At 65.7% G+C, this 24,798-nt stretch carries 23 protein-coding genes; 11 read left to right on the top strand and 12 right to left on the bottom strand.

What is annotated here, in order from left to right; translation table 11 throughout:
- Nucleotides 1-32: 32 nt before the first annotated feature.
- Nucleotides 33-1,067, top strand: a complete 1,035-nt coding sequence (locus DFR29_RS02695) for a threonine aldolase family protein (protein ID WP_133817002.1) — start codon at nucleotides 33-35, stop codon at nucleotides 1,065-1,067.
- Between the two features lie 257 nt (nucleotides 1,068-1,324).
- On the opposite strand, the gene DFR29_RS02690 is transcribed toward DFR29_RS02695, so the two are convergent.
- From DFR29_RS02690 to DFR29_RS02680, 3 genes are all read right to left on the bottom strand, one after another.
- Nucleotides 1,325-1,954, bottom strand: a complete 630-nt coding sequence (locus tag DFR29_RS02690) for a 2-hydroxychromene-2-carboxylate isomerase (RefSeq protein ID WP_133817001.1) — start codon at nucleotides 1,952-1,954, stop codon at nucleotides 1,325-1,327.
- A 169-nt stretch (nucleotides 1,955-2,123) separates the two neighbouring features.
- Entirely contained in the window at nucleotides 2,124-2,522 is a 399-nt protein-coding gene (locus DFR29_RS02685) for a DUF1761 domain-containing protein (RefSeq protein WP_133817000.1), read from the bottom strand.
- A 71-nt stretch (nucleotides 2,523-2,593) separates the two neighbouring features.
- Nucleotides 2,594-3,454: a helix-turn-helix domain-containing protein gene (locus DFR29_RS02680; RefSeq protein WP_133816999.1), complete on the bottom strand. Its 861-nt coding sequence runs from the start codon at nucleotides 3,452-3,454 to the stop codon at nucleotides 2,594-2,596.
- 223 nt (nucleotides 3,455-3,677) lie between these two features.
- Between DFR29_RS02680 and DFR29_RS02675 the strand changes: the two genes are divergently transcribed.
- On the top strand, nucleotides 3,678-4,448 hold the full coding sequence (locus DFR29_RS02675; RefSeq protein ID WP_133816998.1) for an AMP nucleosidase: 771 nt from the start codon (nucleotides 3,678-3,680) through the stop codon (nucleotides 4,446-4,448).
- Nucleotides 4,449-4,524: 76 nt separating this feature from the next.
- On the opposite strand, the gene DFR29_RS02670 is transcribed toward DFR29_RS02675, so the two are convergent.
- Both DFR29_RS02670 and grxD read right to left on the bottom strand, forming a co-directional pair.
- Complete coding sequence (locus DFR29_RS02670) at nucleotides 4,525-4,857, bottom strand: hypothetical protein (RefSeq protein ID WP_133816997.1); 333 nt, start codon at nucleotides 4,855-4,857, stop codon at nucleotides 4,525-4,527.
- A 240-nt stretch (nucleotides 4,858-5,097) separates the two neighbouring features.
- Nucleotides 5,098-6,021: a Grx4 family monothiol glutaredoxin gene (gene grxD, locus DFR29_RS02665; RefSeq protein ID WP_133816996.1), complete on the bottom strand. Its 924-nt coding sequence runs from the start codon at nucleotides 6,019-6,021 to the stop codon at nucleotides 5,098-5,100.
- A gap of 324 nt (nucleotides 6,022-6,345) precedes the next feature.
- Between grxD and DFR29_RS02660 the strand changes: the two genes are divergently transcribed.
- A complete protein-coding gene (locus tag DFR29_RS02660) occupies nucleotides 6,346-8,679 on the top strand; it encodes an Ig-like domain-containing protein (protein WP_133816995.1) in 2,334 nt (777 codons plus the stop codon).
- A 42-nt stretch (nucleotides 8,680-8,721) separates the two neighbouring features.
- Here the strand turns inward: DFR29_RS02660 and DFR29_RS02655 are convergent, their stop codons facing one another.
- The 3 genes from DFR29_RS02655 to DFR29_RS02645 form a co-directional block, all read right to left on the bottom strand.
- A complete protein-coding gene (locus DFR29_RS02655) occupies nucleotides 8,722-9,552 on the bottom strand; it encodes a UDP-2,3-diacylglucosamine diphosphatase (protein WP_133816994.1) in 831 nt (276 codons plus the stop codon).
- Between the two features lie 69 nt (nucleotides 9,553-9,621).
- Nucleotides 9,622-10,296 carry an SGNH/GDSL hydrolase family protein gene (locus DFR29_RS02650; RefSeq protein WP_133816993.1) on the bottom strand — a complete coding sequence of 225 codons (675 nt, stop codon included), beginning with the start codon at nucleotides 10,294-10,296 and terminating at the stop codon, nucleotides 9,622-9,624.
- A complete protein-coding gene (locus DFR29_RS02645) occupies nucleotides 10,286-11,533 on the bottom strand; it encodes an aminotransferase class I/II-fold pyridoxal phosphate-dependent enzyme (RefSeq protein ID WP_133816992.1) in 1,248 nt (415 codons plus the stop codon). Before DFR29_RS02645 ends, DFR29_RS02650 begins: the two co-directional genes overlap by 11 nt.
- Nucleotides 11,534-11,839: 306 nt before the next feature.
- Between DFR29_RS02645 and DFR29_RS02640 the strand changes: the two genes are divergently transcribed.
- A complete protein-coding gene (locus tag DFR29_RS02640; protein WP_133816991.1) occupies nucleotides 11,840-12,940 on the top strand; it encodes an efflux RND transporter periplasmic adaptor subunit in 1,101 nt (366 codons plus the stop codon).
- A gap of 81 nt (nucleotides 12,941-13,021) precedes the next feature.
- Entirely contained in the window at nucleotides 13,022-14,098 is a 1,077-nt protein-coding gene (rsgA, locus tag DFR29_RS02635) for a ribosome small subunit-dependent GTPase A (protein WP_133816990.1), read from the top strand.
- Nucleotides 14,099-14,119: 21 nt separating this feature from the next.
- Here the strand turns inward: rsgA and DFR29_RS02630 are convergent, their stop codons facing one another.
- Entirely contained in the window at nucleotides 14,120-14,542 is a 423-nt protein-coding gene (locus tag DFR29_RS02630; RefSeq protein WP_133816989.1) for a DUF3052 family protein, read from the bottom strand.
- Between the two features lie 132 nt (nucleotides 14,543-14,674).
- On the opposite strand from DFR29_RS02630, the gene DFR29_RS02625 reads away from it, so the two are divergent.
- The 5 genes from DFR29_RS02625 to DFR29_RS02605 all read left to right on the top strand — a co-directional run bounded on the left by DFR29_RS02625 (nucleotide 14,675) and on the right by DFR29_RS02605 (nucleotide 19,737).
- Nucleotides 14,675-15,916, top strand: coding sequence for an efflux RND transporter periplasmic adaptor subunit (locus tag DFR29_RS02625; RefSeq protein ID WP_133817078.1), 1,242 nt, complete (start codon nucleotides 14,675-14,677; stop codon nucleotides 15,914-15,916).
- 70 nt (nucleotides 15,917-15,986) lie between these two features.
- Nucleotides 15,987-16,673 (top strand): ABC transporter ATP-binding protein, encoded by a 687-nt coding sequence (locus DFR29_RS02620; protein ID WP_133816988.1) that lies wholly within the window; start codon nucleotides 15,987-15,989, stop codon nucleotides 16,671-16,673.
- 17 nt (nucleotides 16,674-16,690) lie between these two features.
- Entirely contained in the window at nucleotides 16,691-17,848 is a 1,158-nt protein-coding gene (locus DFR29_RS02615) for an ABC transporter permease (protein ID WP_133816987.1), read from the top strand.
- 12 nt (nucleotides 17,849-17,860) lie between these two features.
- Entirely contained in the window at nucleotides 17,861-19,063 is a 1,203-nt protein-coding gene (locus DFR29_RS02610) for an ABC transporter permease (protein WP_133816986.1), read from the top strand.
- Between the two features lie 164 nt (nucleotides 19,064-19,227).
- On the top strand, nucleotides 19,228-19,737 hold the full coding sequence (locus DFR29_RS02605) for a class I SAM-dependent methyltransferase (protein WP_133816985.1): 510 nt from the start codon (nucleotides 19,228-19,230) through the stop codon (nucleotides 19,735-19,737).
- 29 nt (nucleotides 19,738-19,766) lie between these two features.
- Here DFR29_RS02605 and yedA read toward each other — a convergent pair whose 3' ends face one another.
- The 3 genes from yedA to DFR29_RS02590 form a co-directional block, all read right to left on the bottom strand.
- On the bottom strand, nucleotides 19,767-20,669 hold the full coding sequence (gene yedA, locus DFR29_RS02600; RefSeq protein ID WP_133816984.1) for a drug/metabolite exporter YedA: 903 nt from the start codon (nucleotides 20,667-20,669) through the stop codon (nucleotides 19,767-19,769).
- A gap of 79 nt (nucleotides 20,670-20,748) precedes the next feature.
- Nucleotides 20,749-21,606: a methylated-DNA--[protein]-cysteine S-methyltransferase gene (locus DFR29_RS30275; protein WP_133816983.1), complete on the bottom strand. Its 858-nt coding sequence runs from the start codon at nucleotides 21,604-21,606 to the stop codon at nucleotides 20,749-20,751.
- 89 nt (nucleotides 21,607-21,695) lie between these two features.
- Entirely contained in the window at nucleotides 21,696-22,322 is a 627-nt protein-coding gene (locus DFR29_RS02590; RefSeq protein ID WP_133816982.1) for a glutathione S-transferase family protein, read from the bottom strand.
- A 362-nt stretch (nucleotides 22,323-22,684) separates the two neighbouring features.
- Between DFR29_RS02590 and DFR29_RS02585 the strand changes: the two genes are divergently transcribed.
- Nucleotides 22,685-24,739 (top strand): endonuclease, encoded by a 2,055-nt coding sequence (locus DFR29_RS02585; RefSeq protein WP_133816981.1) that lies wholly within the window; start codon nucleotides 22,685-22,687, stop codon nucleotides 24,737-24,739.
- The last annotated feature ends 59 nt before the right edge of the window (nucleotides 24,740-24,798 follow it).

Raw genomic sequence — 24,798 nt, 5'->3', positions numbered from 1 at the left:
AATGCTTGGCTTCTTTGCCGCCGGAGCCATGCATGTCTGCCTTTGTCGATTTCTTCAGCGATACCAAGACCCGGCCTACGGCCGCCATGCGCCAGGTGATGGCCAATGCCGAGGTCGGCGACGAACGCGCGGGCGAAGACCCCAGCGTCAATCGCCTGGTCGAGCGCTGTGCCAACCTGCTCGGCAAGGAAGCAGCGATCTATCTGCCTTCGGGCACCATGTGCAATGAAATCGCACTCGCCGTGCACTGCCGTCCTGGCGACGAGGTGATCTGCGATGCCAGCTGCCATCTGTTCGGTTTCGAAGGCGGCGGCCCTGCTGCCCTGGCCGGCGTGATGCTGCACAGTCTGCCCGGCGACCGCGGCCGTTTCAGCGCCGCCCAGCTGCAGGCGGCACTGCGTCCGGACCGGCCTTACGCCCCGCGCCAGCGCCTGGTCGAAGTGGAGCAGACCGCCAATCTCGGCGGCGGCACGATCTGGCCGCTGGCGCAGCTGGACGAAATTGCCGCAATCGCCCACGGCCACGGCCTGCTTACGCACATGGACGGGGCGCGGTTGCTCAATGCCGTTGTCGCCAGCGGCGTATCCGCGGCCGACTATGCGCGCGGCTACGACTCGGTCTGGATCGATTTCTCCAAGGGACTGGGCACGCCCGGTGGTGCCGTACTGGCGGGTAGCGCAGGCTTTATCCACGAAGCGTTGCGCCTGAAGCTGCGCTGGGGCGGTGCGATGCGCCAGAGCGGCATCATTGCCGCCGCCTGCGACTACGCGCTGGACCAGCATGTGCAGCGCCTGGCCGACGATCACGCCAATGCCCAGGCCCTGGCGCAAGGCATTGCCGCCATCGAGGGCCTGCGCATCGACCTGGCCGGCGTTCAGACCAACCTGGTGTATTTCGACATCGCGCGCGAGGGGCTGGATGCGCCGGCGCTGTGCAGCCGCCTGCTCGCGCGCGGCGTGCGCATGGGCGAGATGGGCCCGCGTACCGTCCGCGCGGTGACGCATCTGGACGTGGATGCGGCGGCGGTCGAACGGGCGCTGGCGGCGCTGCGGGTGGAGCTGGCGTGATTCGGCGCATGTCGCGTTGGTCGTCGCGCCCTGCGCAAGCGGCGCGATATGCGACATGACGCAGCGGCGCAGGTTGGAGTAAGCCGCCAGGCGCACCCGAACATCGTGCTAATGCCGCAACAAAAAGCCTGGGCCGAAGGAACGCTTTTGCTTGTGTCCGGGCGGCAGGAACATTCGTTCGGCATGGGCTTCGCTGGTTCATATGCCGCGATGGTGGGGTGCGCCTGGCGGCTTACCCCAACCTGCGTCGCTTTGTATTAGCGCCGGCGTTGTACGGCTTGTGGCAATGTGGAAATTCTGGCGTATTCGCCGGCATTGAAGCAGTTCGGGTCGGCCAGGTAGTCCAGCGCCATGCCGGTGGCGTCGTCGCCCCAGAATAACTGCTCGTCCAGGCGCAGCGTGGGCACGCCGAATACGCCGGCAGCGAGCGCGGCGTCGGTGTTGGCGCGCACGGCCTGCTTGACCGCGTCGCTGCCCAGGGCCGTGTCCAGATCGTCCAGGCCCAGCTGCCGGCCGAGGTCGCGCAGCGCGTCGACGGAGTCGGCGGCCTTGCCCTCCTGCCAAATGTGCACAAAGATTTTTTCAACCGCTTCCCAGCTGTTGCCTGCGGCGACGCACAGACGCAGTACCGGCAGCGGATTGAACGGATGCGCCGGCGGAAAGCGCAGCGGCAGCCCCTGGCGCTGCGCCTGCCAGTGGACGTAGCGGTAAGTGAAATCGCGCTTGCCCGGAATTTCCGCCGGGCCGAGCTGGCCGAGCTTGTCCAATACGGCGGCGAACAGAATCGGCACCGGCTGCACCGCCATGCGTTCGCGCAGGGCCAGCACCTTGCGCAGCTGCAGCCAGGCGAACGGCGAGATGAAATCGAAGTACCAGGTGACGTGCATGCAATCCTCGGCGGTCAGTGGAGACGAAACGGCCGCGCCGATACTGCGGTGCGAGGCCGTGTCGCGCCAGGTGGATTGACGCCAGCAAGAGCGTTGCAGACGCCAGCGGCGTTGCCGCACTGGCTGCCGTGCTGCGCCACCCAGCCTGTGGCGCAAGCACGCATCCCGTTTAGTGCCAGAGTGCGAGGATCAGCCCGATCAGGGTGAACTGCAGCGAATGGTAGCCGCCGTCGATCAGGAACAGCTTGAGGCTGCGCCGCGCAAACAGATAGTTGGTGCCGAAGCTGGAAGCGACCCAGAACAGGCCGGCGGTAAATCCTGCGCCCAGGCCGAACGCCATCGGCGGGCGTGGCCCCAGGAATATCGCGAACATCCAGGCGGCGAGCAGGCTGAGCACGAAGCTCAGGCCGAAAATGCGCGCCATGTTGCCGCGGGCGAGCTGTTCGTCGCTCAGGCCCACTTCGCGCTGCCAGGCCTTGCCGAACAGCAGCGGCGAATACCATAGGCCGCCCAGCACGAAGCCGGCGACAGCGGCGGCGATCACGGCCCAGTAGTTGACTTGCGGCATCGCACGACTCCTCTGCAGTGGTGGGGTGGGTCTACGCTATCGGGCTGTTGCCGTTGCGTATTGGAAAAATGTCACCTCACCACGACGCTGCCCGGATCGGGCTGGGCGCTACGCAGGAAGGCGGCAGGAGTGAGGCCGGAAAACTGCTGGAAATCGCGGATCAGGTGCGACTGGTCGTAATAGCCGCCGTCGGCGGCCAGCTGCGCCCAGTCGGGCGCCTGCCTGCCCAGCCGGCCCAGTACGTGCTGGAAACGCAGTACCCGGGCGAGCGATTTCGGCGGCAGGCCGACGGAGCGGCTGAGCAAGGTCGTCAGGTGCTTGCGGCTGCAGCCGGCGTCGCGTGCCAAGGCTTCGGCGCGTACGCGGCCGGCGCTGTCGGCGAGGCGGGCCAGGGCCCAATGCACCAGCGGATGTACGTTGCGGCCGCTGATGCAGGCCGCCAATAGCCAGTCTTCGACCAGATCGAGGCGCTGCGCAACAGACGGCGTTTCCAGCAGGCGCTGGCGCAGCTGCCGGGCCCTGGGGCCGAGCAGATCCTGCAGCGGGCCGGTGCGATTGGCCAGTTCCGCCTGCGGCCAGGGCAGCAGGCTGGCCGCGCCGCCAGCGCTGAACGCGACGCCGAGCAGTACGCTGCCCTGCGGCGCGGCGCATTCGATCGGACCCTCGTACAGGCCCGAGAACCAGATGTCATCGAAGACGACGCGAATCTCCGGAGGACCGGGCAGGAACATGTACTGCGGTGGTCCGAGGTTGATCAGCAGGTAGCTGCGCGCCTGCGGCAGGATGCGGTCGCGCTGGTAGCTGACCTGGCCGGCGCCATGCCAAAGCTGGGCGACGTGGGCGCGCAGGGCGGCATGCGGCTGGCGCAGCGCGACCTGCCACTGCCCCAGGGCGGAATCGTGCCGATGGACTTCGATTGCGCCCGACGCCATTGCAGCTCCGCCCTGTGGTTCGCGCCTGCCGATTATGGCGCGGCTGGCGGCGCTTGTGCCTCAGCCCTGGGCGATGCGCGGGCGGGTAGCGGGGCGTCATGCGTTTTCTTTCGTTTCCGCAGCGCCTGCTCCCTGCTAGAATCCACGGGCTTATAACTAGAACATCGCCGGCGTGGCGTCGCCGGTAACCCTGTCCTGCCACGCGGGAAAAACCGGGGAAAGCATGAAAGACAAGAACGAAATCGTCAGCAACTGGCTGCCGCGTTATACCGGAGTAGCGCTGGAGGAGTTCGGCAAGTACATCCTGCTGACCAACTTCAGCAATTATGTGGAATTGTTTGCACAGTGGCATGGTGTAGAAGTTCGCGGTCGCGACAAGGCCATGCCCAGCGCCCATGCCGACGGGCTGAGCATCATCAATTTCGGCATGGGCAGCCCTACCGCCGCCACCATCATGGATCTGCTCTCGGCGATCATGCCCAAGGCCGTTCTGTTCCTGGGCAAATGTGGTGGCCTGAAGAAGAAGAACCAGCTGGGCGACCTGATCCTGCCCATCGCCGCGCTGCGCGGCGAAGGTACTTCCAACGACTATTTCCCGCCCGAAGTGCCGGCCCTGCCGGCGTTCACGCTGCAGCGTGCGGTTTCCTCCACCGTGCGCGACCACGGCCGTGACTACTGGACCGGCACCGTCTACACCACCAACCGCCGCGTCTGGGAACACGACGACGCGTTCAAGTCGTACCTGCGGCGCACGCGCTGCATGGCCATCGACATGGAAACGGCGACGGTGTTCAGCGTCGGCTTCGCCAACAAGATCCCCACCGGCGCGCTGCTGCTGGTGTCGGACCAGCCGATGATTCCCGAAGGCGTGAAGACCGAGGAAAGCGACCGCAAGGTCACCGGCGAATTCGTCGAGGCGCAGATCCGCATCGGCATCGACGCGCTGAAGGAAATCCGCGACGAAGGGCAGTCGGTCAAGCATCTGCGGTTCTAGCGGCAATGCGGTGCGATCACCGGGTGCGCGGCATGCATTGAAGACAGGCAAAGGCCCCGTCGGGGGCTTTTGTTTTTCAGTTCTTCTTGATGGCGTCCATGCTCCAGTTGAACTGGAGCAGGATGACCGAGGGTTCCTTGTCGGCCTCGAAGCGGACCTTGCAGTCCATGGTCTGCTTGTATTCGCTGGTCAGACCCTTGTCGAACACCACGGTCGAGGCGAGATAGAGAATGTCGCCGCCTTCGGCCTTGGCCGTGGCGGCCATATCGTTCAGGTTCAGATCGAAGGTGCGGCCGGCCAGCTTCTGCTTGACCGCCGATTCGCAGGCCCTGGCCGCGGCCATCTCGCGGCCGCCGCCACACCCCGTAAGCAAGACCGCCATTGCGATCGCGACTACCGCTGCGCGCATCGAGTGTCTCCCTGTTGCCGCAGGTAACCACGGGGCGACTGTGATGCCGTCGCCATTTCCGTGAAGTGCGGCCGAGTATAGCAGCGGCTTATGCATCTGCCGTGCCGACGCTGGCGTATCTCCGCTGGCGATTGCCGTTCATTGCAACAGATGAAAGTTTTGCTACAAAGCCTTCCGGAACCGTTCGAAAAAAGCCGCCTCGACGGCCGCGGCATCAAGCCGCGGCGGTGGCGGCATTGCTCAGTAGCGTGGAACCGAGCTGTCGATCTGGCGCGACCAGGCGTCGATGCCGCCTTCCACATTGAATACCTGGCGGAAGCCCAGGCCGCGGAAATGCTCGGCGGCGCTGCGGCTGGAATTGCCATGATGGCAAAGGAAGGCCAGCGGTTCGTCCTTGGGCAGTGCCGCCAGCTGCGGCAGGCTGTCTTCGTCCAGAATTTGCGCGGCGGGAAACGGCGCCAGCGCACGGTCGGCGGCCGGGCGTACGTCGATCACGCGGATGCTGCCGGCGTCCAGGCGTGCTTTCAGGCCTTGCACATCCAGCGACTGCACCGCGGCAGGCGCGTTCGGATTGGTGATGGACAGGCCGCTGCCCTGTACCGAGTCGACCCAGTCGATGACGATGCCGCGGGCGCGCTGGGCCGTGGCCACGTCCATCAGGATGTCGATGCCGTTCGCGCTGGCGCGGATTTCGCTGCCCTGGGCTTCGCCGAGGAAAAACTGTGCCTGGAAGCGGCCGTCGATGGTCAGGTGCAGGGCGGCGCCGGCGTTGTCGGCCAGGCCGGCGCGCATGGCTTCGGCGGCGGAGTCGGTAATGGTGATGGTCGGCGGTGTGCGGTCGGGCTTGGCCAGGCCTAGCAGCTCGTGCAGCTCGCCGGAGTTTGCCATGCCGGCGACGATATCGGCGCCGCCGATCAGTTCGCCGTCGACGTAGAGCTGCGGAATGGTCGGCCAGTTGCCATAGGCCTTGATGCCTTCGCGGATTTCCGCATCGGCCAGTACGTCGACGCTGAGGTAGTCGTCGATCAGGCCGTTGAGAATGCCGACCGTGCCGGCGGAAAAGCCGCAGCGCGGCGCGTTGCGGGTGCCTTTCATGAACAGCACGATGCGGTTGCTGCCGAGCACGGCATCGATGCGGGAGCGGGTGGCGGGATCGAGATTCATGGCAGTCCGGGAGTCAGAGTCAGGAGCGAATGATAGCGCCGGGGATATGCGGGCGCCGCGGCGCGGCGGCAAGAGTGTCGCAAGCACCGTTGTGGCGTCGCCTGGCAGCGCCCGGCCGCGTCTGAAAGCCCGATCTGCCGGGGGTTTTTCCCTAGTGCTGCGTCAAAAAAACACATACGGTGGTGGCTGGACAGCACGAAGCCGATCGCAATCCGGGTTTTTTCACGTTTCCTTGTGACTTCTCCGGATATTTGCGCTGCAACGCTTGGGTAATAATCGCGCCGCTCTGCTTTGCCCTGAATCCATGGAACCTGGAGAAATCGTATGCGCCGCTCGCTGCTCGCCCTGAGCATTGCCCTTGCCTTGTCCGCTACCGCCCATGCGCAGGAGAACGGCGCCACGCCCAAACCGGCGGTCAACGATCCGAGCATTCCGCTGACCTATGTCGGCGCCAATGCCCGCGTCAGTCTCGGCGTGAACGAAGACGGCGATATCAACGGCGAGGCGCTGGGCATCTTCGGCTTCGACGGCGACTCGGCCTGGATAGGCCAGCTCTGGCTGGCCGAGCACGGCGCCGGCGGCGTGCAGTTCGACTACCACTGGCTGCTCGGCGGCAAGACCCGCCAGGACACCATCGACAACCCCGATTCGGTGCGTGTGGCCAAGGCCTTCGTCGCCGTCGACCAGAACATCTGGAACGATCGCAAGGCAACTCTGGGCGTGGGCTACCAGAAGAACGATTTCTTCGTCGATGGCTATCTGTCGGGCGCGATCAGCGGCAGCCGCTTCGTCGGTAGCGACACCGACGTGAGCACGGCCACATTGAGTGGTGTGGAAAATGGTCATTCGTATACTCAGCTGCAGACCACGACGGTGGTCACCGACGCGTTCGAGCATCCGTACGAACATGGCATCGGCGTGCGTCTGGGCCAGTATTTCGACAACTCGCTCTGGCGCCTGCGCGGCGGTCTCGACTACGAGCGCGGCAAATACAACTCCGACCAGCTCACCCTGTCGCTGGGCGTGGACAAGTATTTCCGCAATACCGGCTGGAGCCTGTCGCTGGACGGCGAGCAACTGAAGAAATCCGGTGACTTCGAGCTCGACAAGAACGACACGCGCGGCTGGCTCAGCCTGCGCTATGAGTTCGGCCAGAGCTACCGTCCGCGCGAACCGTATCGCCTGGTCGAAGTGGTGGCGCCGGCGCCCGCACCGGCGGCGGCAGCCGCCAGTGCAGCGCCGACGCTGGTGCGCAACGAGGTGAAGCTGGACGGCGACGCCTTCTTCAATTTCGACCAGGACGACCTGCGTGCCGATGCCCGCGCCGCGCTGGACGAGCTGCTGGCGCGTCTCAACGGCAACAGCCGCGTCAGCCGCATCCTGATCACCGGGCATACCGACAGCGTCGGCAGCGTGGCCTACAACCAGGGCCTGTCCGAACGCCGCGCCGCCAGTGCCAAGGCCTATCTGCTGTCGCGCGGCGTGCCGGCCGAGCAGATCGACACGCGCGGCGAGGGCGAACTCAATCCGAGCTTCCCCAACGACACGCCGGCGAACCGGCAGAAGAACCGCCGTGTCGACATCGAATTCCTCACCGTCGAGGAATCCACCACACCGGCACCGGCACCGGCGCCAGCCGCGGAATCGAAAGTGGAATGGAAGCGTGAGCCGGTGGCGGCACCCGCCGCCTGGATCGAACGCGCGCTGCGCAATCCGGCCCAGCACAAGCGCACGGTCGACGTTTACCGCTTCGAGCGCAGTTCCACCGCCACGGCGCTGGGCCCGCGCCAGTTCGCCAATACCGCTCCGAACGCGAACGACGACAGCATCACCGTCGCCCGCGACGCGGCGGCCACGCCGATTGCCGTACTGGCCAACGATACCGATCCGGAAAACGACGCGCTCAGTGTCACTGGCATCACGCCACCGGCGCATGGCACCGCCAGCTTCAGCAGCGCCGGCGTCACCTATACGCCGGCAGCAGGCTATGTCGGCACGGATACCTTCACCTACAGCATCAGCGACGGCTATGGCGGCAGCGATACGGCCACGGTGACGGTGACCATCGGCGACGCGGGCAACCGTCCTCCGGTCGCGGTCAACGACAGCGCGCGCACGGCCGCGGCGACGCCGGTGACGGTCAACGTACTGGGCAACGACAGCGATCCGGACGGCGACAGCCTGAGCATCGGCGCCGTCGGCACGCCGGCGCACGGCACGGTGGTGCGCAACAGCAACGGCAGCGTCACCTACACGCCGGTGGCGGGCTTCGAAGGCGTCGACAGCTTCAGCTATACGGTCAGCGACGGCCGCGGCGGCAGTGCGACGGCGACGGTCAGCGTGACGGTCGGCGACGGCGGCGGTGGCAACCGGCCGCCGCTGGCGCGCGACGACGCTTTCGGCGTCATCAAGGGCGGCGGCGCGGATTTCCCCGTGCTGGCCAACGACAGCGATCCGGACGGCGACACCTTGCGCGTGATCGCAGTGGAAAACCTCGGCCCGCACCAGGCCACGCTGACCATCAACCCCGACGGCAGCATCCGCTTCCAGCACGTGCACGGCACCAACGGCCTGGGCTACATCCGCTACACCATCACCGACGACCACGGCCATGAAGTGACGGCTACCGTGGCGGTGACGGTGACGGAAATCCTGTAGACCGCAGACGGGCGGATCGGCTTGGGTCGATCCGCCCGCGGCTCAGGCGCGGGCGTTGAGCACCTGCGCCCAGGCCGGAATCGGCTGTACCTGCGGCTTGCGCTCACCCGCACCAGCGCGCATCAGCGCGGCACGGCGCTCGCTCCAGTGCAGCAGCTCCAGCGTACCGTCCATATGCTCGACCAGGGCGGTGCAGTGCTCGACCCAGTCGCCGTCGTTGAGGTACAGCACGCCGTCGTGTTCGCGCATGGCGCCAAAGTGGATATGACCACAAATCTGCCCGTCCAGGCCTAGCTCGCGGGCGCGGCTGGTGGCAAGGATTTCGTAGTTGCGGATATACGCCAGCGCCTTGGCAATGCGCGACTTGGCCAGGATGGTCAGGGCGAAATAGGGCAGGCGCAGGCGCCGGCGCAGGGCATTCAGGCCGCGGTTGGCCAGGCGTATGAAGCGATGCGCGTAGTCGCCGAACCAGACCAGCCAGGTTTTGCCCTGGTGTTCCGGATCGAACTCGTCGCCGTGACTGACACGCAGGCGCTTGCCGTCGGCGGTGGTGTGGATCGCATCCAGCGCCACCTCGATGGCGCCGATGCGCTGGCCGGCCATGCCGCGGAAACGACAGTCGTGATTGCCCGGGATATACGTGACGGCCGTGCCCTGGGCGGCAATATCGAGAAACTCGGCCAGCACCTCGCTGTGCCGGGACGGCCAGTAAGGCGTCTGTTCCATCGCTTCCAGGTCGATGATATCGCCGACCAGATACAGGTGTTCGCAGCGTGTCGAGCGCAGGAAATCGAGCAGGAAATCGGCACGGCAGTCGCGCGTGCCCAGATGCACATCGGAAATGAAGATGCTGCGGAAACGCAGGCGGTCCACGGCACACACCGGTAGCCAAGCCGTGCAAAGGCTATGGGTGGAATGTCTCCGCGGCGTTGCCGCCGTGGGTCAGGGCGATGACAGCGCGGTCTGCGCCAGCGGCTGGATCTGGCTCAGCCAGGCCGTGTATTGCGCGCCCGACGGGTGCAGGCCGTCCTCGGCCAGTTGTCTGGCCTGGCTGCCGGCGCGGCGCGAAATGGCGCTGACGTCGGCCCAGGCCACGTTGTGCCGGCGCGCTTCGTCGCGGTTGATCGCGTTGAACGCATCCAGTTCGGCGGCGATCATGGCGGTGTCGCGGCCAGAGCCCTGGCCGAATGCGGTTGCGCCCCAGTCCGGAATCGACACCACGACCACGCGCTGCGGGCGCAGGCCGGCCAGCGCAATGGCTCGCTGCAGCAATGCAGCGAATTCACGCCGGTAGTTGTCAGTGTCGCGGCCGCGGTATTGGTTATTTACACCAATGGACAAAGTGACAAGATCGTACGGTGGCACCAGCGTCGCCGCATCCATGCCGGCGGACAGCTCGTCGGTGGTCCAGCCGGTAGTGGCGACGATCTGCGGATCGCCGAGGTCGACACCGTCGGCGCGCAGGCGCTGGGCCAGCTGGCGCGGCCAGCACTGCGCCGCGGCCACGCCTTCGCCGACTGAATACGAGTCGCCCAGGGCGAGAAAACGCAGGCTGCCGGCATGAATCTGCACGGTCTGGCCGGCGAGTACGCCGGCCAGCAACAGCTCAGGCCACATGGCGGGCGCGCCCGGAGCGCGCGGCCTGGCGCTGCAGGCAGCGCTCGATGCGCAGGAAGACCTCGGCCATTTCGTCGGCCTGCGGCAGCAGGGTCAGGCGGAAATGGTTGCGTTCGCGGATGTTGAAGCCGGTACCCGGCACCACCAGCACGCTTTCGCTTTGCAGCAGGTCGAGGGCGAAATCTTCGTCGTCGAACGCATCCATCTGTTCGGTACGTACGGCCGGGAACGCATACAGCGCGCCCTGCGGTGCCACCACATCGAGGAATTCGCTCTGTGCGACCCCGTCGAGCATGGCCTGGCGCGTCGCGTGCAGGCGTCCGCCGGGGCCAACCAGTTCAGCCATGGTGTCCGGCCCGTCCAGCGCGGGAGCGATGCCCCACTGGGTCGGCACATTCGCACACAGGCGCAGCGCTGACAGCAGGTCGAGCGCGGTGCGGAATTCGGTCAGCCGCGACGGTGTGCCGGACAGGCTGATCCAGCCTACCCGGTAGCCGCAGGCGCGATACATCTTGGACAGGCCGCTATAGGTGATGCATGGCGTCTCGCCGGCCAGCGCGGCCAGCGGATGAAACTCGGCGCCGTCGTAAAGAATGTTGTCGTAGATCTCGTCCGACAGCAGCAGTAGCCGGTGCCGTTCGGCCACCTGCACCAGTGCCTGCAGCAGTTCGCGCGGATAGGTCGCGCCGGTCGGATTGTTCGGGTTGACCAGGACCAGGGCGCGCGTGCGCGGCGTGATCAGGGCTTCGATCTCGTCCGGGTCGGGCAGATGGCCACGGCTGGCTGGACAGGGGTAATAGCGCGGACGGCCGCCGTTGAGCACGGTGGCGGCGCTCCACAGCGGGTAGTCGGGACTGGGCAGCAGCACTTCCTCGCCGCTGTTGAGCAGGGCGCGCAGGGTGAGGTCGATCAGTTCCGACACGCCGTTGCCGATGAAGACGTTATCCGCATGGGCGCCGAATGCGCCGCGCGCCTGCTCGCGTTCAGCAATTGCTTCGCGGGCCGGCTGCAGGCCTTGCTGGTGACAATAGGCTTCGCTGCGGTCCAGGTGCGATTCCACCGCGGCACGCACATGTGCCGGTACGCTGAAGCCGAACAGGCCGGGGTTGCCGATATTCAGGCGGATGATCTGGCGGCCTTCGGCCTCGAGCTCGCGGGCGCGGCGTGACAGGGCCCCGCGGATCTCGTAACGAACGTCGCCGAGACGGGAACTGACGGGCACTGTGCGCTGCGGCATTGCGGTAGGTCCTGGTCGGGTCGCCGCATCCTAGCGGCAGATTGGCGAATGTCCAAACAACCATGGGTAACTTTCGTGGCAAATGGCGGGCTATTTGCTGCGTTGCGTCGGACGCTGGTGGAAAACCGGCACAGGGGCGCAACTTTTTGGCGCCAGACTGCATCTAGATCGCCGAACCCTGCGTTTCAGCTGAAAGTCACTGGTCCGACCGGCAGATGTGACGACCCGGGTGACTCCGTAGGATGCGCTTGACCCACCAGTGTTGGTGTTGTAGTCTGCTACAACACTATCTCGATAGAGATCCTCATGAAAACCTCCGTGTTTGCCTCCTTGCTCCTGCTCTCGGCCGCTGCAGCGACGCCGTTGCTGACCGGCTGTGCCGGCAAGGCCGAAGCCCAGTCCAAGCCCGTGGCCGAGGCGGAGAAGCCCAAGGCCGAGGTGATTCCGGTCGAGGTGGCCACGGTTGCCCAGGGCGATATCAGCGCCAGCTATGCCGGTACGGCGACGTTGGAGGCCGAACGCGAAGCCAAGGTCGTCAGCGAAATCGGCGGCGTGGTGTTGTCGCTGGGGGCCGAGGAAGGCCAGTTCGTGCGCAAAGGCCAGGTGCTGGCCAAGCTCGATGCGGAACGCCACAGCGTGCTGTTGCGCCAGGCTGAGGCCGAGCTGGAGCGCCTCAAGCACCAGGACGCACGCAACGAGAACCTGTTCCAGCGCCAGCTGATTGCACGCAACGCCTACGAACAGAACAAATCCGACCTGGCCACGCGCAAGGCCGAAGTCGACATGGCGCGGCTGAGCCTGTCCAAATGCGCGGTTGTCGCGCCGTTCGACGGTGTGATTACGCGGCGCTGGGTCAAGCAGGGCCAGTTGCTCAAGATGAATGAGGTCGCGTTCGAGATGGCCGATTTCCGCGAGCTGAAAGCCCGCCTGCGCGTGCCCGAACGCGCCAGCGCCGCGCTCAAGCCGGGCCAACTGGTCAGCTACCGGGCGGATGCCTTGCCCGAGCAGACCTTCGCCGCCGAAGTCGAGCGCGTCAGTCCGGTGGTCGACGCGGCCAGCGGCACGGTCGACATCGTCGTCGCCGTCGACAACAGCAGCGGCAAGCTGCGCCCGGGCCTGTTCTCGCGACTGGACGTCACCTATGACAATGTCGCCGCCGCGATCCTGATACCCAAGACCGCCCTGCTCAGCGGCGATCGCGATACCAGCGTCTACGTGATCCGCGACAACAAGGCTCAGCGCGTCACGGTCAACCTCGGCTACGAAGCCGGCAACAAGGTGCAGGTGTTGCAGGGCCTGAGTCCGGGCGCCGACGTGGTGGTCGCCGGCCAGAGCGCACTGAGCGAAGGTGCCGAAGTGCAGACGCTGCGTGCAGCGGAAGTTCCCGAGACGGTGGCCAAGCGCTGATAGCTGTATCGCCAGGCGTATCCGTGTTCGCTGCCGCAAGCCGCTGTCCGGCGCGGCAGCGAACACCGCTACAATCCGCGCATGCTCACCCCTGAAACCCTGGCACGCCTGGCCATCGTCGGCTGGAGCGATGCGATCAACCTGCCCGATGACGCCGCCGACTACCTGCCGGCCCGCGTCATCATCCAGCACCGTAACGGCTACGTTGTCCACGACGGCGAAAATGAGTTTACCGTGCAGCCGGCGCCGCGCTTTCTCAAGCGTAGCCTCGATCCGACCGAGCGCCCCGCCGTCGGCGATTTCGTCCTGCTGAAACCCGGCAAGCCACCGCTGATCGAAGTACTGCTGCCACGCCATGCAACCCTGTCGCGCGCCGCCGCCGGCGAGCGCTACCAGCGCCAGCTCATCGCTACCAATGTCGACAGCGTGCTGGTGCTGATGGGGCTGGACGGCGATTTCAATCCGCGCCGGCTGGAACGCTACCTCGCCCTGATCCAGGCGTCCGGCGCGCAATGCGTCGTCGTGCTGACCAAGGCGGACAGCCATGAAGACATCGACGCCGTGATGACCGATGTGGCCGAGGTATTGCCGCCCGACATCATCGTGCATCCGGTCAATGCCAAGGACGCGCAGAGCGTTGCCGTGCTGCACCGTTATCTCGGCCCTGGCCGCACCGCGGTCGTGGTCGGCTCGTCCGGCGTGGGCAAGTCGACCCTGACCAATACCCTGCTCGGGGTACAGCGCATGGCGACCAACAGCGTGCGCCAGAACGACAGTCGTGGCCGTCATACCACGACCTTCCGCGCGCTGATTGCGCTGCCCCAGGGCGGCTGCCTGATCGACACGCCGGGCATGCGCGAACTCAAGCTTACCGGCGAGGAAGACCTGCAGGCCGGCCAGTTTGCCGACATCGACAGCCTGGCCATGCAATGCCGCTTCGGCGATTGCGCGCACCAGTCCGAGCCCGGCTGTGCCGTGCGCGCCGCGTTGCAAAGCGGTGAACTGGATGAAGAGCGTTTTGCCAGTTATCAAAAATTGCGCGATGAACTGCAGACCCAGGCCAGCAACCTGGAAGCGCAGCTCAAGCGAAAAAGCGAAGCCAAGACACCGAACAAGGCGCTGGGCAAGCGTCCCAGCGAAAAATACAGCGGCCGCTGAGCCCGGGGCCGCGGCGCGACGTCAGCCGCGTTCGCTGAGCCGGCGTACCAGCTTCAGTCCACTCCAGATCGCATCGACGGCGCAGACCTTGGTATCGACCAGGCCGCGCGGCAGGGCCAGTTCACGCACGCTGTCCTCGCTCATGTCACAGGGAATTTTCGAGGCCTTCTTCGGCCAGGAAATCCACAGCATGCCTTTGTCGTGCAGGTGGCCGTCCAGCGTTTGCAGCGCCTGGGCCAGCTCTGCGCGCGAGCGCACGAAGGCATGGCCGAAATCAAACTCGCCAGCGCGCGCGAGCACGCGGCAGCTGGCCAGATCGAACGCAGTCAATTCGGCGTAATTGTCCGGCACCTGATACAGGCGCAGGCGCAAGCCCGCCTTCAGTCCTAATTTCTGCGACAAGGGTTTGCCGGAATAGCCGGCCGCTGCGGAGTGGTCTGACACCTGTCACCTCCAAATCCTGATCGACCGCTCTTTTGGCGGCGCAGTCGTTCGCGCAGTCTATGGCACACTTCGTCGTTGCGGCGAGCGGACAGCCCCGCTCGCGTGCAGCGCCTTCCCGCAGCACATGGTGGAATCGTGGACAACACGGAAATGCTCAATCGGCTGCGCATCGATCGCAGCGCGGCGGAACCGGCGCCGTCCGGCAAGGGCCGCTGGATTCTTATCGGTTTGATTGCGCTGGGCGTGATCGGCGCGGCGGTCTGGTTGGTACTGGGCCGCGGCACCACCTGGGTGCTCAAGACGGCCGTGGCGCAGCCGGTTACTGCGGTCGCCAGCGCCAATGCCTCGGTACTGGACGCCAGCGGTTATGTCACCGCACGGCGCCAGGCCACGGTTTCTTCCAAGGTTACCGGCCGTGTCGCCGAAGTGCTTATCGAAGAAGGCCAGCGCGTCGAAGAGGGCCAGGTGCTGGCGCGGCTGGACCCGGTCGATGCGCAGGCCCAGCTCGACCAGTCGCGCACCCAGCTCGATGCGGCCAAGGCCCAGCTGGCCGAGCACAAGGTGCAACTGGTTCGCGCCGAGCGCGACCTGAAGCGCCAGCAGGATCTGGTCGCCCGCAAGCTCACCAGCCAGCAGGCCAGCGAAAATGCCGCGACCGACGTAGCCGCGCTGCGCGCCCGCATCGTTGCGCAGGAACGCCAGATCGCCGTGGCCGACAGCGGCGTCGCCATGGCCCAGGTCAATCTCGACAACACGGTGGTCAAGGCACCGTTTTCCGGCATGGTCACGGTGAAGGCGGCGCAGCCCGGCGAAATCGTCTCGCCCATGTCGGCCGGCGGCGGCTTCACCCGCACCGGCATCGGCACCATCGTCGACATGAATTCGCTGGAAATCGAAGTCGACGTGAACGAGTCCTACATCGGCCGGGTGCAGCCGGGCCAGCCGGTGGAAAGCACCTTGAACGCCTATCCGGACTGGAAAATCCCGGGCAAGGTCATCGCCATCATTCCTACCGCTGACCGCAGCAAGGCCACGGTCAAGGTGCGCATCGGCATGGACGCCAAGGATGCACGCATCGTCCCCGACATGGGCGCGCGCGTCGCGTTCAAGACCGATGCCAAGCCCGATGCCCAGGCCGAGGCCAAGCCGCTGCCCGGCGTACTCGTGCCGGCCGAAGCGATCCGGCAGGGCGACCAGGGGTCGCTCGCCTACGTGGTCAAGGACGGTCGCCTGGAGGAACGCAAGGTCACCCTGGGCCAGACCATGTCCACCTCGCGCCAGGTGCTCAGCGGCATCAGCGCCGGCGAGCGCGTTGCGCTGGCGCCGCCCGAAGGTGCGAAATCCGGCGACAAGGTCGAAACGCCGTCCCCTTGATCGACGCGGCAGTGCAGTCCCTTTCGTTTCCCCCTCGTCTTCTCACCGTTTTCCGTATCCGGAGCACCCCATGAGCAATCTGATCAGCATTCGCGATCTGACCAAGAGCTATGAGCGCGGCAAGCAGAAGGTCGAAGTGCTGCACGGCCTGACGCTGGATATTCCCAAAGGCGATTTTGTTGCCCTGATGGGGCCGTCGGGTTCGGGCAAGACCACCTTGCTCAACCTGATTGGTGGGTTGGACCAGCCCAGCTCCGGTGAAATCTCCATCGACGGCAAGCGCATCGACCGCTTCAGCAGCGCCGAGCTGACCCGCTGGCGCGCTTCCAATGTCGGCTTCGTGTTCCAGTTCTACAACCTCATGCCGGTACTGACGGCAGAAGGCAATGTGGAACTTCCGCTGCTGTTGACCAAGCTGTCGGCGGCGCGCCGGCGCGAGAACGTGGCCATTGCCCTGAGCGTGGTCGGCCTGGCCGAGCGGGCCAAGCACAAGCCGCGCGAACTCTCCGGCGGCCAGGAGCAACGCGTGGCGATTGCCCGCGCGATCGTGTCTGACCCGACCCTGCTGGTCTGCGACGAGCCCACCGGCGATCTGGACCGCAAGACCGCCGACGAAATCCTCACCTTGCTGCAGACACTCAACCGCGAGCACGGCAAGACCATCGTCATGGTCACCCACGATCCGCGCGCGGCCGAATACGCCAAGCGCACCCTGCATCTGGACAAGGGCCAGCTGGCCGAGCAGGCGGCGCACTAAGCGCCAGGAGCCAACCCATGACCAAGACCGGATTCGTCCTTGCGAATTTGTTTCGCAAGAAGACCCGCACCATCCTCACCCTGCTCTCGGTGATCATGGCCTTCCTGTTGTTCGGCCTGTTGCAGGCCGTCAACGTCGTGTTCAATGCCGGCGCCGATTTCGTCGGTGCCACGCGCCTGGTGACGCAGGCTCGCGTGTCGTTCACCCAGTCGTTGCCGCTGCGCATCCTGCCGGAACTGGAAGCTGTTCCCGGTGTGGACAAAGTGATGTACCAGCAGTGGTTCGGCGGCGTTATCGGCGAGAACACGCAGATATTCGCTTTCGCCGTCGAGCCGGCGCGCATCCATGCCGTCTACCCGGAATACATCATGCCGGACGCGCAATGGAAGGCGTTCGCCGATACGCGCACCGGGGCCATCGTCGGCCGCCTGCTGGCCAACCAGTACGGCTGGAAAGTCGGCGACAAGCTGCCACTGAATTCCAACATCTTTCCGAAGAAAGACGGCAGCAAGACCTGGGGCTTCGACATTGTCGGCATCTTCGACGGCAAGGACGAGCAGTGGCAGAACCAGACCAACCAGGTGCTGATCAACTTCGACTACTTCAACGAAGCCAACCAGTTCGGCAGCGGCGCCGCCGGCATCTACGTGCTGAAGCTGGCCAATTCCGATGCGGCCCAGCAAGTGGCCGACACGATCGACGCCAAGTACGAGAACTCGCCCGACGAAACCAAGACCCAGACCGAGAAGGACTGGTCGCTGGGCTTCGTCAAGCAGATCGGCGACATCGGCCTGATGGTGCGCTGGATCCTGTTCGCGGTGTTCTTCACCCTGCTGCTTGTGGTGGGCAACACCATGGCGCAGAGCATGCGTGAGCGCGTACCCGAACTGGCCGTGCTCAAGACGCTGGGCTTCTCCGACGGCAGCGTGCTCGGCTTCGTGCTGGCCGAATCGATTGCCCTGTGCGCGCTCGGTGGCCTGATCGGCCTGAGCATTGCCACCGGTCTCGGCATCGTGATCAAGAAATTCGCCGGCGCCGTGATGCCGTTGACGGTCAGCGGCCCGGTCTGGGTTGCGGGCCTGATTGCCATCATCGTGCTCAGTCTTGCGGTCGGCCTGCTGCCCGCCTTGCGCGCGCAGCGCCTGAAGATCGTCGACGCCCTTGCCGGTCGCTAAAGGAACGCACTCATGTTCAGCCAAATAACTGCCATCACCGGCATCAATATCAAAAGTATTCCGGAACGCTGGGGCGCTTCGCTGGTCATCGTCGTCGGCCTTGCCGGCGTGGTGGCCGTATTCACCGCGCTGCTGGCCATGGCCGAGGGTTTCAGCAGCACCCTGGTCGCGGCTGGCCGCAGCGATCTCGCCCTGGTGCTGCGCGGCGGTTCCAGCAATTCGGAACTGAATTCGGCCATGTCGCGCGAAGTGGCCACGCTGATCACGCAGGCGCCGGGCATTCGCAAAGGCGCCGACGGCAAGCCGGAAACCGCGACGGAACTCGTGATCATTTCCGAACTGCCGAAGAAAGACGAGCCGCAGGCTGCAGCGGGCAAACGCCAGACGGGCGTCAACGTCACCCTGCGTGGCGTGGAGGAGTCTTCCTTCGCCATGCGGCCCAAGCTCAAGATCATCGAAGGGCGCAAGTTCCAGCCGGGCCTGCGCGAAATCGTTGTCGGCCGTGGCGTGATCCAGCAGTTCCAGGGCGCCGAAGTGGGCAAGGTCGTGCGCATGCGCGGTTCGGACTGGACCGTCGTCGGCGTGTTCGAATCCGGCGACGCCTGCGAAAGCGAGCTGTGGGTCGATGCGGGTACGGCGCAGACCTCGTTCGGCCGCAGCGGCTTCAGCTCGATACTGGCGGTGCTGGACGGCCCGGATGCGCTGGACAAGCTCAAGGCCGCACTGGCCGCCGACCCGCGCCTGGCCAGCGACGTGACCACGCAGCAGGAGTACTTCAGCGCGCAGACCAAGCAGTTCCGCGCCACCATCGGCGTGCTGGCCGGCTTTGTCGTCGTCATCATGGGGCTGGGCGCGATCTTCGCCGCGCTGAATACGATGTATGCCGCGGTGGCGACTCGGGCGCGGGAAATCGCCACGTTGCGCGCCATTGGCTTCGGCTCGCTGCCGGTGCTGGTGTCGATAATGATCGAAGCGGTGTTCCTGGCCCTGGTCGGCGGTTTTATCGGCGCGATGATCGCTTATGTACTTTTCAATAATGTCAGCTTGTCCACGCTGGGGGCGAACTTTACCCAGGTCGTGTTCAGCTTCAAGGTGACGCCGCAACTGGTCGGCACCGGGCTGATCATTGCGTTGGTGATCGGCTTCTGCGGCGGCCTGCTGCCTGCTGCCCGCGCCGCCCGCATTCCGATCACGACGGCCTTGCGCGAAAGCTGACGCCGGTTGGCCGGCAACAGTGCCGGACTCTGCCCAATGACGCCCGCCCGAATGCAACTTCGCGGCGGGCGTCGCATTTCCGGCATGGCGAAACGGGATTTTTACGCAAGCACCCTGCGCATCGCTTAGCGTTGCCGCCGCGAATTTTTTGCTTCGGAGCAGGGATGAAACTGGATCTGGGTTGCGGTAGCCGCAAGCGTGAAGGATTTACCGGCGTGGATTCTTCGCCGGATTGTGGTGCCGACGTGGTGCACGACCTGAACGTAATGCCCTGGCCGTTCGCCGACGGCAGCGTGGATGAAGTGCACTGTGCGCATTTTCTCGAACACCTGGATGGGCCGGAGCGCATCCGTTTCATGGTCGAGCTGTACCGCGTCATGCAGCCCGGCGCCAAGGCGCTGATCATCACGCCGTACTGGAGCTGGGTTGGCGCGATCCAGGACCCTACGCACAAATGGCCGCCGATCGCCGAACAGTCGTACCTGTATTTCAACGCCGCCGCGCGCACGAGCATGGGCGTGGAGCACTACAACATCGCCTGCGATTTCGATGTCGAGTTCGGTGGCCTGCCGGCGCCGGAAGTGTCGCGCCTGCCCCAGGGCGAACAGAATTTTGCGCGCAAGCACAACCTCAATACTGTCCTTGAACTGCACGCTGTGCTGACGCGGCGTTGAACCGGTGCGGCACGGGCAAGGGCTGAAGCTCAGCTCTTGTCGCGCGCCAGCGTGATGATGGCGACACCGCCGAGAATCACCGCCATGCCGACGATGTCCAGCGCATGTACGCGTTCGCCTGCGAGCAGCGCGCCGAACAGCACGGCGACGGGCGGATTGACGTAGGCATAGCTGGTCGCCAGCGCCGGCCGCACCGTGCGCAGCAGGTACAGGTAGGCGCTGAAGCCGATGATGGAACCGAAGACGGCCAGATAGGCCAGCGCCAGGCCGGCGCGCAGGCTCGGTTCGGCCGGTATGCCCTGGCCGTTGAGCAGGGCCAGCACGGTCAGCGCGGCGCCGCCGGTCAGCATCTGCGCGGCGGTATTCATCATCGGCTCGGGCATGTCCTGGCGTTTGGACCAGAGCGAACCGAAGGCCCAGCTGGCGGCTGCCGCAAGCAGGGCCAGTGCGCCCAGGCGCGAGCCGGCCAAATCGCCGCCGAGATTCAGCAGGATCACGCCGGCAAAGCCGACCAGCAGGCCGATCAGTTCCAGCCGCCGCGGCCACTGGCCGAAGAAGGTGCCGAACACGGCGGCGAACAGCGGCATGCTGGCCACTGCGACGGCAGCCAGCCCGGACGACACGCTCTGCTGTGCCCAGCACACCAGGCCGTTGCCGAAGCCCAGCAGCAAGGTGCCGGTGACGGCGCAATTTCGCCATTGCAGCAAAGTGGGATTGTTTACTCCGCGCCAACGCAGAAAGGCATATAGCACCGCGCCGGTGATGAGGAAGCGCAGCGCGGCCATGGTGAACGGCGGGAAGCTTTCCAGGCCAATGCGGATGGCGAGGTAGGTCGAGCCCCAGACGATATACAGGGAGAACAGGGCCAGCGGCACCAGCACGCGCGGCGAGAAACGCGGCGCGGCGGCGGGAACGGATGATTGCTCGCTCATTGGCCTCTACGGTGTTCGGCCCCCCGGTCACCAGGACGGCATGCTACGCGCCGGCTGCTATACCACACAGGACCACTGTCTATTTGCCCTGCGGGGCCACTTCGGTTTCCCGGGCGAGCAGTCGGCGCTTGCGCGCCATGCCCCAGCGATAGCCGCCGAGGCTGCCGTCTTCGCGCACCACACGATGGCAGGGCACCATGATGGCGAGGCGGTTGCTGGCACAGGCCCGCGCCACCGCGCGCGCGGCGCGCGGCGCGCCTATGGCCTGGGCCACGGCGCCGTAGCTGCGCGTTTCGCCGGCAGGAATGCGCGTGAGTGCTTGCCATACGCGCCACTGGAATGCGGTCGCGCGCAGATCGAACGGCGGCAGCGGTGCCGTGCTCGCCTTGCTCCAGCCCAGATTCGCATGCACTTCGGCAATCACCCGGCCCAGCCACTCGTCGCGGCCCGCATCGACGCGTTCGCTCTGCGCTGCAGGAAATTCGCGCGTGAGCTCGGCCAGCAACTCGGTTTCGCTCTGGCCCAGCAGGATCGCGCAGACGCCGCGTTCAGTAGCGGCGACTAGCAGCTCGCCCAGCGGCGTGGCCAGGGTGGTATAGCGCAAGGTAGTGCCGGCCCCGCCGCGGCGATAGTCGGCCGGCGTCATACCGAGCAGGGTGTCGCTTTTTTCGTAGACGCGGCTGCCCGAGCCAAAGCCCGCCGCATAGACCGCATCGGTGACCGAGGCGCTGTCGCGCAGTGCATGCTTGAGCCGGCCCAGGCGCCGGCTGGCGGCGAATTCGGCCGGGCTCATGCCGTAGCGCGCGCGGAAGCGCCGCTGCAGATGGCTGGGCGAAAGACCGACTTCCTGCGCCAGGCTGTGCAGGTTTGGCGCGTCCTCGGCGCTGCTGATCAGCTCATGCGCAAGGGCAATCGGATCGGAGTGGCTGAAGCTCATGGCGGCAGATTCCAGCAGTGACGATGGGCCCAGTCTGCGCGCCGCCGCCGCCGCTCACTATCCGCATCTTGCTCTGCTGCGCTCACCAACTAGGCGCGCTGCAGTATGGCGAACAGACCGCTGGCCTGGGCTGCCGGCCGCTGCGCCAGCACGTCGCGATAGCGTCGCAATTGCGCATACGGTTCCAGCGCCTTGGACAGGCTCAGCAGTACCAGTGCATGGCCGAGCAGGATGTCGGGCAGCGAGAAGCTGTCGCCAACGAGGTATTCGTGTTGGGCCAGGTGCGCTTCCAGCACGTCCAGCGCCGGTGTCATCAGGCGCAGCGCGGCCTCGCGCTTGGCTGCATCGGGACGCAGCATGGCGTAGTTGAATACATGGAAGCCCTGCGCATCCAGATCCGATGCGCAGAAGAACAGCCAGCTCAGCCAGCTCGCGCGCAGCGGCGAATCCAGCGCAGGCACCAGGCCGGACTGCGGGTGTTTCTCCGCCAGGTACTGGCAGATCGCGACCGACTCGTACATGCAGTGTTCGGGCATCTGCACCACCGGCACGTGGCAGAACGGGTTCATCGCCCGGTAGGCCGGTTCCTTGTGATCGCCGCCGCCATAGCTCAGGGCAACTTCTTCAAGGCTCAGGCCCAGTTCCAGCGCCGTCCAGCGCACGCGTGCAGCGCGGTCGAACGGGGCAAAGGAATACAGTTTCAGCGCTGCGCTCATCGATGGTTTCCGCTCTGGGTTGCGTGTGGTTTTGCATCCTCGCCGCTGGCGCCGGCACGACCAGTGCGGCAGGCGCCACGGGCGGGCCGATTCCGCCGCTGCTGCGCGCAGCGGCGGCGTTTGCGCAGGCGACCGTGCAGTTGTAACAGAAGCTCGATATAGTCCGCCGATGCCCAGGCCATGGCCGCCTGGGAGTGCCGGCACCGCTGTGGATACGCGGCCGGGCCGGGCGCACGACCACGGCGGTCGCGCACTGGGGCTCGCCCGAGCCCACCGTAACCAGACCGGAAGCCATTCCGGTTGTAGCCCGTCGGACCTGCGCCGGATGCGCGGTTCCGTCTTCAGACCAGGGGATTTTCTCGATGTCGTTCCGCTCCCGCGCGCTATCCAGCGCCGTGTTCGCGTTGCTGTCCGTCGCCGCTTCCGCAGCCATGGCCGATACCGCCGTTTTCATCAATGAATTGCATTACGACGACAGCACCAGCGCCGGCGACGTCGGCGAAGCCATCGAAGTCGTCGCGCCCGTCGGCACCGATCTGAGCAACTGGCGTGTCGTGCTGTACAACGGCAGCACTGCCAGCGCGGGCACGATGTATTCCAATCGCCTGCTGTCCGAAGCCACTTCCTCGACCTGCGGCAGCAAGCAGATCAAGGTGCTGACCTATCCCTCCAACGGTGTGCAGAATGGCGCCAACGACGGCATGGCCCTGGTCGACAGCGCCGGTACCGTGGTGCAGTTCCTCAGCTACGAAGGCGCGGTCACCGCCGCCGACGGCCCGGCCCAGGGCCTGAGCAGCGTCGACATCGGCGTGAGCGAAACCAACAGCACTGCGCCGGGCACTTCGCTGCAGCTCAGCGGCAGCGGCAGCGACTACGGCCAGTTCGCCTGGCAGGGCAGCGCCACGCAGACCTTCGGCGCCTGCAACAACAACCAGAGTTTCGGCCCGGCCGTGGACGTGGCGCCGACGGTGGTGTCGACCACGCCGGCCAATGCAGCCACTGGCCAGGCCAACAACGTCGACATCACGGTGACCTTCAGCGAAGCGGTCGATACCACGGCCTCGTGGTTCACCCTGAGCTGCGGCACCAGCGGCGTCCACTCAGCCGTCACCACCGGTAGCGGTACTACGCGCACGCTGAATCCGGATACGGATTTCGCCAGCGGCGAAGTGTGCACGCTGACCGTGGTTGCCGAGGAAGTCACCGACCAGGACGGCACTGTCGATGCGATGGCCGCCGACTACAGCATGAGCTTCAGCACCGCCGGCGACCTGCCGCCGGGCGTTGCGTCGAGCAACCCAGCTAACGGCGCAAGCAGCTTCCCGGGCGCATCCAACCTCAGCGTCACCTTCACCGAGCCGGTTAGCGTCGACAGCGGCTGGTTCACCCTGAGCTGCGCCAACACCGGCGCGCACACGGCCCAGTACAGCGGCGGCCCCAGCGCTTTCCAGGTCAATCCCGATGTGGACTTGGGTATTCTGGAACAATGTACGCTGACCGTGCTCGCCAGCAAGGTGCACGACCAGGACGGCAGCGTCAACGACATGACCCAGAACGTGGTCATCGTGTTCCAGACCGCGGCCTCCACCGCCGACTACTACGCCGGCGTGGATACCTCCAGCGGCCCGGCGCTGAAAGCCTGGCTGCACAACCGCATCAAGGACCACGTGTCGCTCTTCTACGGCGACACCTATACCGTGATGAACAAGGCCGACGAAGATCCGGACGATACGACCAAGGTGTGGGACGTCTACAAGAACGAAACCTATCCGAAGCAGACCAGCGGCGCGGCCAACTACAACCGCGAGCACACCTGGCCCAAGTCGCTCGGCTTCCCCAATCCGACCGATTCCAGCGGCCGGCCCAACCCGCCGCATACCGACGGCCACATGCTGCATGCCTCGCACGTTGGCTACAACTCGGACCGCGGCAACAGCCCCTACGGTCTGTGCAACGGCTGCACGGCGCGTCCGACCACGCTCAACCACGGCGTCGGCGGCAGCGGCACGGGCAACAGCAACTTCTTCAACGCCAGCACCTTCCAGGTATGGGATTTCCGCAAGGGCGACATGGCCCGAGCCGTGCTCTACATGGTGGTGCGCTACCAGGGCGGTACCGGTGCCAGCGGCGTGCGCGAGCCGCGCCTGGAAGTGACCGACGACCGCGCCCTGATCGTCGGCAAGGACGCGACCACCTGCACCAACTGCATCGGCTACATGGGCCTGAAGTCGGTACTGCTGGACTGGAACGACCAGGATCCGCCGACCGCGCGCGAAGTGCTGCGCAACGACGCCGTGTTCTCGTTCCAGGGCAACCGCAACCCGTTCATCGACCACCCGGAATGGGCGCGCTGCGTGATCGACAACGTGCAATGCCCGACCGTCGTGGACGTGATCTTCGCCAACGGTTTCCAGTAAGCCAGAATTGCCGTGATGTATACAGCGGGCCGCGCAAGCGGCCCGCTGCTTTTGTGCGA

The sequence above is a fragment of the Tahibacter aquaticus genome (assembly GCF_004363655.1).
Classification (GTDB): domain Bacteria; phylum Pseudomonadota; class Gammaproteobacteria; order Xanthomonadales; family Rhodanobacteraceae; genus Tahibacter; species Tahibacter aquaticus.
Note: the sequence above shows the minus strand (reverse complement) of the source record. Positions and strands in the feature narration are given on the sequence as shown.